Source organism: Paracoccus rhizosphaerae (assembly GCF_026162645.1).
Lineage (GTDB): Bacteria > Pseudomonadota > Alphaproteobacteria > Rhodobacterales > Rhodobacteraceae > Paracoccus > Paracoccus rhizosphaerae.
Genome location: NZ_JAOTBE010000106.1, coordinates 1 through 6521 on the forward strand (window position 1 = coordinate 1; position 6521 = coordinate 6521).

Genomic DNA, 6521 nt, shown 5'->3' on the forward strand with positions numbered 1-6521 from the left:
GGGTCTCCGTAAGGTCCGTGGTTGAAGTCGCCAAACTCCACCTCGATCCTACACCTCGATGGCCACCCGGGATCACACCGCCAGCGGCGACGAAATTACACCAGCTCCTCGGACGCTAACGGACGGCGCCCCGCTGCTGCCCTACTGGAGCTTCACCAAGACAGTCATCGCGATTTGCGCCCTGAGGCTGGCCGAGGACGGAAAGATCGATCTGGACGAGCCTCTGGGGGAGGAGCGTTTTACCGTGCGCCAGCTCCTCAACCACATGTCTGGTCTGCCGGACTACGGCACGCTTCCAGCCTATCATCAGGCCGTCCAGGACGATGAGGAGCCGTGGCTGCGGGGCGATCTTCTGGCGGCCGCCATGGCGCAGGGCATGCGCTTCGCGCCAGGCCGCGGCTGGTCCTATTTGAACATAGGCTACATGCTGGCACGTGAGCGGGTGGAGGAGGCCGCAGGTCAAGCTTCGCGGCGCTGGTCAGGGAGATGATCAGCGTGCCGCTCGGGCTTGCAAGTCTGGAGCTTGCGACCGACCGGGAACCTTTCGCACGCGTGCATTGGACGGCCGCGCGGCGCTATCATCCGGGATGGGTCTACCACGGGTGCCTGATCGGGACCCCCGGTGACGCCGCACGACTGCTGCAGGCGCTGGTCGAGGGGCGGCTTTTGAAACAGGCGTCACTCAGACAGATGCTGGCCGCGATCCCGGTCGGCGGCTCGATCGAGGGACGGCCATGGACGGGATGCGGCTATGGCCTCGGCCTCATGATCGGCCGCATGGGAGGAGCGGGACGCGCGTTCGGGCATTCGGGGGGAGGACCCTTCAGCGTGAACGCGGTCTATCACTTCCCGGACCGGCTGAGACCCATCACCGTGGCGAGCTTCACCGACGGCCGCGATGAGGGCGTGGCCGAGTTTGCGGCGGTCGACGCCGGTGGAGCCCCGTGACGGCTTCGTCTCACAGAATAGACCGTGCCTGCTCGATCTCGCTTCGCGAGGCACGAAAGTCCCGTTTGGAGAGGCACCATGGGGCGTCCGTCACGCTACGACCGACCGCAAAGGGCCGACCGGGAAGAATAGTGCCGATCAGCAGGACGGCTACAGGTCTGTCGCCTCTGACGGCGTCAGCCCGTCATCAAGATCGACACCGAGGTGTCAAACTGTGCTGTCAATCCTGGTGTGACCCAGCAGTAGCTGAACCGCGCGCAGGTTACCGGTCTTTCTGCATACTGTGCCACCTTTGTCCGGCGCATTGAGTGGGTGCCATAAACGCTCGGCTCAAGCCCAAGGGACGTAATAGATGCGCGCATACAGCCTCGTCGACAGATGCGCACTGTTGTGGAGACGACTCCTGACTAAGAGGATGCTGATCGCTTCTATTTGCCAGCACTTGCACGACACCAGTTTTCTTATCAGTCTCTGCGACCAGCACGAGGAAGCGACCATGAAGGAAGAGATCTGGTTGACCATCATGAGCGAATTCTCGGACATCCCGGACCTGTCGACCATTACCCGCATCACGGTGAGGTTGATGATTGCGGCAGCGCTCGGCGGGATCCTCGGCTACGAGCGGGAACGGAAGAGGCGAAGCGCCGGCATACGAACACATATGCTGGTTGCCGTGGGCGCGGCACTGTTCGTCATCGGCCCCCTGCAAAGCGGCATGCCCATCGAGGACATGTCGCGAGTTCTGCAGGGCGTTGTGCAAGGCATCGGCTTTCTGGGTGCCGGAGCCATCGTAGTTCGTGCGAAGCAGCGCGAAGTCGAGGGCCTGACGACAGCCGCGAGCATTTGGGCGACCGCCGCCATTGGTGTCATTGCCGGCCTGGGGCTTGAGGCGACCGCGATCTTATCTGCAGTCATCGTTCTGATCATCCTCGGCGTGATACCTCTCATCATGCCGAAAGCATCGGAAGCGGATCTACCGCGCGCGGGGCAGAATGACGACCGCTGAGGCATTGTTCCTCGCGAGCATGCTGCTAATGGCTTGAACGGAAGGTCCGGAGAAGCTGTATGGCAGCACCTCACAGGGCCAACCGGCCGCTAAGGGCCGACCGGCACGGATAATGCCGATTGGCAGGATGGCTACAGGTCTATCGCCTCTGACAGCGTCAGCGCGTCCTCGATATCCACCCCGAGATAGCGCACGGTGCTGTCCATCTTGGTGTGGCCGAGCAGCAGTTGAACAGCACGCAGATTACCCGTCTTCTTGTAGATCTGGGCAACCTTGGTGCGCCTCATCGAATGGGTGCCGTAGGCGCTCGGCTCCAGACCGAGCGACATGATCCAGCCCCGAACGATCCGGGCATACTGCCGTGTCGACAGGTGCGCGCTTCCGTGGATCCGGCTTGGCCACAAGAACTCGAGGCCGATCATCTCGGGGTTCCTGATCCAACGGTCCAGGGATTGGCGGGTTGTATCGGTGATCTCGAACCGGACGGGTTTTCTCGTCTTGCTCTGGATCATCGAGGCGCGCTCTTTAACGTGCCCTGCAGAAAAAACATCTCGGACCCTCAGGGCCACGAGGTCGCACCCGCGGAGCTTGCTGTCGATCGCCATGTTGAACAGCGCGAAGTCGCGGTCATTGCCTGGCATTTCAAGCCGGACCCGGATCGACCAAACGTGCCGGGGTAGGAGCGGCCGCTTCTGACCGACAATGCGACCCTTGTTCCAATTGACGCGTGCGGGCCTGACGGCGGGAAGAAGATCCATGGACATGGTGACACCTCCTGTCCGCCAACCCCGCCCTTCTTCGATAGTGTCGACAAAACGAGCATATCATCCCGCAGGCTCGGCGTCTGCGCCCAAGCCGGCACAAGGAGCCCATTGCTGACGGTCGTGGGCATCCAAATCGGCGCTTCCTGCACAGCGCCTGCATCGATCCGGTTGGCGTCAGCAGCATTCCGTGACTATAGTGCCCCCTGGCATCGGGCGCGCCTTTGGAAGCTATGAAGAACGACTTGTTCAGGGCAAGCCGCTGCCGCGTTGAGGGCGTCTCGGCCGTAACGGCGGACACGCCGCGCGCTTTCATGCGGCATAGCCACGACCAGTTTGGCATTGGGGTCATCCTGCGCGGCGCGCAAACCTCGTCTAGCGGGCGCGGCACCGTCGAGGCGCAAGCCGGAGACCTGATCGCAGTCAATCCGGGCGAGGTGCATGACGGTGCGCCGCTTGGGGAGGGCGGCCGGGCGTGGCAGATGCTCTATTTCGAACCGATCGTCATCACGGACGCCATGGAGATCCTGGCCGAGGGCGCAGTGCCTGCGATGGAACTGTCGCACCCCGCTCTGCGCGATCCCTGCGCAGCCGACCAGTTCCGCAGGCTCTTTTCCGCCGTCACGGATGTTCATGGTAGCGAAAGCGAGATTGCGGATCATGAGGCGCTGGTGCTGCTTCTGGCGCACCTGACCGATCGCCCGCGACCCAAGGAAGTGCATGTTCCCGCCGCGATCGCCGACGCTCGGGCACGCATTGATGAGGATCCGGCAGCCCCTTTGACATTGGCCGAGCTGGCCGACCTCGGCGGCGTCAGCCGGTTTCACCTGCTGCGCGGCTTCGCCCGGATCACCGGGCTGACGCCGCATGCCTACCTCGTGCAGCGGCGGCTTCATCTAGCCCGTAGGATGATCGCCGCCGGCGACGCCCTCGCCGATGTCGCGCAGGCCGCGGGCTTTTCCGATCAGAGCCACATGACGCGCCTCTTTATCCGAAGCTACGGCATCTCACCGGGGCGCTACGCAGCTGCGCAGCGATAAAGCGCAATTTCGTTCAAGACAGGTTGGGCTAGCCGCAGGCAAGTCGTCAGGGCATCACCGGAGCCACGCCCATGCCGACCTCAACGACATTCCCGTCCATCGCCTACAGCCCAGCCATCCTGAGCCTGTTCCCGCAGCTGAACAGTCGCGCCTTGCTGGCCCAGGGCATCGATCAGGCCGGCGACCCGGCCGACCACATCGCCGCGTTGCAGGTCCGCGCCGACCAGCGCCTTCAGGAGTCCGACGAAGCGGCCTTTCCCGAGATCCAGGCGTGGCGCCGGGCCCTTTCCACGATGGGGCTGCGGCCGACCCAATATCGGTGCGCGGCCGAGGCCCTGCTGCGCCGCCGTCGCAAGGAGGGGGACTCGCCTGCCCTCCATCCCCTGATCGACCTGTGCAACGCTGCCTCGCTGGCCTTCGCGATCCCCGTTGCGGTCTTCGATCTCGACCGGGTCGCGGGCGCGATGACCATTCGTCCCGCACAGGGAAATGAGCGGTTCGAACGCTTCGATGGCGGGCTCGAGCACCCCGAGCCCGGCGAGGTCGTTTTCGTCGATGCGTCGGCTCGCGCCCATTCGCGACGCTGGACCCACCGCCAGAGTGGTTATTCGGCAATCCGCCGGCAGACGACGACCGCCCTCATCGTCATGGAAGCGCTGCACGAGACGGCCGGCGCCGATCTGACAGCGCTGACGGCCGAGCTTGCCCGCGCGATCGCGGCGATGTGGAGGGGAGCGACCGTCACGGGGACGATCCTGGCAGGGGCGATCACGCGATGACGCCGGAATTTCTTCTGACTACGCTGCTTATCGTCGCCTCTCCTGGCACGGGCGCGATCTACACCATCGCAGCGGGCCTCACCGCCGGCCCGAGGGCCAGCCTCGTGGCGGCCCTGGGCTGCACGCTTGGGATCATTCCGCATATGCTGGCCGCCATCAGCGGCCTGGCCGCGCTGATGACGACCAACCCTGCGGCATTCGAGATCGTGAGATATCTGGGCATGGCCTATCTGCTCTTCATGGCGTGGTCCATGTTTCGGGCGCGCGGCGCGCTTCCTTTTGACGGCAGGGCGACCGGGGCGGGCATCGGGAAGGTCATCATGACCTCCATTCTCATCAATCTTCTGAATCCCAAGCTTTCGCTTTTTTTCCTGGCGTTCCTGCCCCAGTTCGTCAGCCCGAATGAGCCGCGCGGCCTGACTCGGATGATCACGCTGAGCCTTGTCTTCATGGCCCTGACCTTCATCGTCTTCGCCGCCTACGGGGCCGGCGCCGCCTTCATGCGCCGCCATGTCCTGTCCAGCCTTCCGGTGCAGATCTGGATGCGGCGTGGCTTCGCCCTCGCCTTCGCCGGTCTGGCGGTGCAACTGGCCCTGACGCTGCGCTGAGTGCGACGGAGGGACTTACGGGATTGACCGCTTGGTCCCGCAGAGCAGACTGTGCCTGCTAGATCTCGCTGCGCCAGGCACGAACGTCCGGTCTGGGGATGCTACAGGGCGGCGCAAGACCGGGACTGTCTGGCAGCAATGGGCCGCATTTTGTCGCTAGACGTTCATTTGCGTGTTCTTCAGGAACGTGGCGACGTCAACTGGCGACTTATCCGCCGCAGGTGATGTGACTTTGGGTCGCTCGGTTGCCTCCAGGTAAGGATCCTGTCAACAATGCGCCGCCCAAGAGGCGGTGCATCTGCGCTTGATCCGGGGTCAGAGACAATGGAAAAGCACAATCACTGCGGTTGACGCTGCACGCGGCTTTTCATCCCTTCATTCATCAGCCTCTTGCTTCGAACATCAAATGTTCCGGAAAACCTAAGTAGACTTGGAGAATTTCCTGCTGTCCCAGAGGAGTGTCACCACTATATTCTCGGCGTAAAGTTTCAAGATGGAGCAAGTATGTTCGGTTGAACTGCTCGCTCCTAAACGCACGTCCGACCTGGCGCATGGCAATCAGTTCGTCGTGAAGCAGAACATGCTGCGCAGTGATCAGGAACGGGTCGATGTCGCAGAGCATGGCGACCACGGCCAACTCCGAGACGCTCAGCCGGTCATCCGTATCATTGGTCTGCTGAACATAAGCACTCGGTCTTTGGGAATGGATTACCTTCTTGGACGCTCCGACAAGCCGCTTCCCGAAGTCGTCCGCATTCCGTGCGACCTCATAGGGTCCTAACCCGTCGAGGCGCTCGAACCCCGCTTCGGACTGCGACGTCGCCTCAAGCAAAGCCCTCTCCACCTCGGTCGCAATCCTTCGCGCCTTGGCGAGAACGTCAAGAACATGAACTCGGACTCCAAGGAGCGCCGCAAGGTTCTTTTCCCGCTCCTGGCCTTGTCGCACCCCTTGGGTGATGGCATCCACCTTGGCACGCAGGGCTTCTCCCTTCCGCGGTGCCTCTTCATCAGGGAACTGCATCGACAGTTTGCGACCTGCGTCGCTCAGGGCGTTAAGGAAGCCCGGCAAGTCACCCGCTCCATCATCGGCACCAGAATTTCGCTCCTTGTGCGCAATTCCGGCACCCGCGGCGGAGTTGCTGGCAAGACGGACAAGGTTAGGGGCCTTTTCTAAGAGCCAGTCGTAAGTCTGATCCGTGATCAGCCCAGACCGCGGGGTCCCTTGGATTTGCATGGCGATCGCTGGCAGAAGAGCGTAATCGCGGCGCTCGAACGGCTTGTCGGCCGTCAGGCGCTCGAGATCGAGTTTTTAAAAACGGCGCGGGCGCACACACGGTCGCAGAGAAACGGATCTACATCCGTGATCACCGGCCCGTCGG

General features: G+C 62.9%; 6 protein-coding genes and 2 pseudogenes. 5 read left to right on the forward strand and 3 right to left on the reverse strand.

Features of this window, described 5'->3' with window-relative positions; translation table 11 throughout:
- Nucleotides 1-58: 58 nt before the first annotated feature.
- Nucleotides 59-948: pseudogene (locus tag OC184_RS19025) on the forward strand (serine hydrolase domain-containing protein).
- A 207-nt stretch (nt 949-1155) separates the two neighbouring features.
- On the opposite strand, the pseudogene OC184_RS19030 reads toward OC184_RS19025, so the two are convergent.
- Nucleotides 1156-1350 (reverse strand): annotated as a pseudogene (locus tag OC184_RS19030) (integrase); the annotation flags it as partial.
- A 94-nt stretch (nt 1351-1444) separates the two neighbouring features.
- On the opposite strand from OC184_RS19030, the gene OC184_RS19035 reads away from it, so the two are divergent.
- The gene (locus tag OC184_RS19035; RefSeq protein ID WP_265508726.1) at nt 1445-1954 is read left to right on the forward strand and encodes an MgtC/SapB family protein; all 510 of its coding nucleotides are present in this window, start codon (nt 1445-1447) and stop codon (nt 1952-1954) included.
- Between the two features lie 131 nt (nt 1955-2085).
- Here the strand turns inward: OC184_RS19035 and OC184_RS19040 are convergent, their stop codons facing one another.
- Nucleotides 2086-2718: a tyrosine-type recombinase/integrase gene (locus OC184_RS19040; RefSeq protein ID WP_265508727.1), complete on the reverse strand. Its 633-nt coding sequence runs from the start codon at nt 2716-2718 to the stop codon at nt 2086-2088.
- Between the two features lie 311 nt (nt 2719-3029).
- On the opposite strand from OC184_RS19040, the gene OC184_RS19045 reads away from it, so the two are divergent.
- The 3 genes from OC184_RS19045 to OC184_RS19055 all read left to right on the forward strand — a co-directional run bounded on the left by OC184_RS19045 (nt 3030) and on the right by OC184_RS19055 (nt 5142).
- Complete coding sequence (locus tag OC184_RS19045; protein WP_265508728.1) at nt 3030-3755, forward strand: helix-turn-helix transcriptional regulator; 726 nt, start codon at nt 3030-3032, stop codon at nt 3753-3755.
- Between the two features lie 71 nt (nt 3756-3826).
- Entirely contained in the window at nt 3827-4534 is a 708-nt protein-coding gene (locus OC184_RS19050) for a B3/B4 domain-containing protein (protein ID WP_265508729.1), read from the forward strand.
- Nucleotides 4531-5142 (forward strand): LysE family translocator, encoded by a 612-nt coding sequence (locus tag OC184_RS19055; RefSeq protein ID WP_265508730.1) that lies wholly within the window; start codon nt 4531-4533, stop codon nt 5140-5142. Before OC184_RS19050 ends, OC184_RS19055 begins: the two co-directional genes overlap by 4 nt.
- Nucleotides 5143-5524: 382 nt before the next feature.
- On the opposite strand, the gene OC184_RS19060 is transcribed toward OC184_RS19055, so the two are convergent.
- The gene (locus OC184_RS19060) at nt 5525-6211 is read right to left on the reverse strand and encodes a hypothetical protein (protein ID WP_265508731.1); all 687 of its coding nucleotides are present in this window, start codon (nt 6209-6211) and stop codon (nt 5525-5527) included.
- Nucleotides 6212-6521 lie beyond the last annotated feature (310 nt).

Coding starts and splice junctions, on each gene's coding strand:
- OC184_RS19035 (WP_265508726.1), top strand. CDS start 1,445: ATGAAGGAAGAGATCTGGTTGACCATCATGAGCGAATTCTCGGACATC.
- OC184_RS19040 (WP_265508727.1), bottom strand. CDS start 2,718: ATGTCCATGGATCTTCTTCCCGCCGTCAGGCCCGCACGCGTCAATTGG.
- OC184_RS19045 (WP_265508728.1), top strand. CDS start 3,030: ATGCGGCATAGCCACGACCAGTTTGGCATTGGGGTCATCCTGCGCGGC.
- OC184_RS19050 (WP_265508729.1), top strand. CDS start 3,827: ATGCCGACCTCAACGACATTCCCGTCCATCGCCTACAGCCCAGCCATC.
- OC184_RS19055 (WP_265508730.1), top strand. CDS start 4,531: ATGACGCCGGAATTTCTTCTGACTACGCTGCTTATCGTCGCCTCTCCT.